Source organism: Streptomyces sp. SAS_281, assembly GCF_052542855.1.
Genome location: NZ_JBMNDO010000254.1, coordinates 1 through 1,552 on the forward strand (window position 1 = coordinate 1; position 1,552 = coordinate 1,552).

Here is a 1,552-nt window from a genome sequence, read left to right on the forward strand (position 1 = left end):
CGACCACGAAGGACGCCTCCACTACGAAGGCCGCGCCGACCACCAGATCAAGATCCGGGGCTTCCGCATCGAACCCGCCGAGGTCGAGGCCGCACTCCTCACCCACCCCCAGGTCACCCAGGCCCTCGTCACCAAGCACCACGACCAGCTCTGCGCCTACGTCGTCACCACCACTGACCCGGCAGAACTCCGACACCACCTGACCGACCGACTCCCCGAACACCTCGTCCCCGCCTACCTCACCCCGCTCGACCGCTTCCCGCTCACACCGAACGGAAAGATCGACAAGCGCGCACTGCCCGAACCGGTCGCGGTGGTGAACACCGAGCGTGTGCCGCAGTCGCAGCTGGAAGAGGTGACGGTTGCCCTGTTCAGCCGGGTGCTGCGCACGGCTGAGCCGGTGGGTGTGGACGACAGCTTCTTCGCCCATGGCGGGCACTCGCTGCTGGCGGCCCGTCTCACCAACCACATGGCCGAGGTGCTGGGCGTCCGGCTGACCATCCGGGACGTGTTCCAGCACCCCACGCCCGCACGCCTCGCGCAGTACATCGCCTCGCTGAAGGGGCGGCCCGCGCTGCCGCCCCTGGTCGCCGGGGAGGCGGGCGACGGTCCGGACAGCCCGGTCTCGTACGCCCAGCGCCGGCTGTGGCTGCTCGCCGAGCTGGACGGCGGGAGCACCGCGTACAACGTGCCGATGGCCGTACGCCTGGAAGGCACCCTGGACGTCGGCGCCCTGGAAGCCGCGCTCAACGACGTCGTGGAGCGCCATGCGCCGCTGCGCACCGTGTTCACGACGGGCGACGGCGAGCCACGGCAGCGCGTCCAGCCGGCCGCCGGGGCCCGGGTCCTCATCGAGCGCCGGAGGTCGACGTCAGCTGCGCTGGACGGCGACCTGGACGCCGCCACCCGGCACCGGTTCGACCTCAGAACCGGGAACCCCCTGCGGGCCATCCTCTTCGACCTCGAAGACGGGCACTCCCTCCTGTTCCTGCTCTTCCACCACATCGCGACGGACGGCCGCTCGGCCGGAGTCTTCTTCGATGACCTGTCACGGGCTTACGAGGCCCGGTGCGCGGGTGCGACCGGGAGTGTCCTGGAACCGCTGCCGGTGCGGTACGCGGACTACGCGGTGTGGCAACAGCGGGTGCTGGGGGCCGCCGACGACGCGGACAGTGCGCTCTCCCGCGAACTCGCCTTCTGGCGGAACACCTTGGACGCGCTGCCGGAGGAGCACGGTCTGAGCCTCGACCGCCCTCGTCCGACGGTGGCCTCTCACCGGGGCGGGCAAGTCGAAGTAGACCTGGGCGACGGCCTGTTCGAGCGCATCGGAGTCCTGGCGCGGGCCGAGGGGTGCACCCCGTTCATGGTCGTGCACGCCGCCCTGGCCGCAGCCCTCACCCGGCTGGGCGCCGGCACCGACCTGGCCATCGGCTCACCGGTCGCCGGCCGCACCGACGAAGCACTCCGCGACCTCGTCGGGTTCTTCGTCAACACCCTCGTCCTGCGCACCCACACCGACGGCAACCCCACCTTCCGGCAGCTCCTGGAGCGC

Annotated in this window: 1 protein-coding gene; it reads left to right on the plus strand. The window is 71.3% G+C overall.

Translation table 11 applies throughout. The features are described 5' to 3' along the window. A partial coding sequence (locus tag ACN6LM_RS37990) for a condensation domain-containing protein (protein ID WP_445069981.1) occupies nt 1–1,552 on the plus strand: 1,552 nt, incomplete at both ends.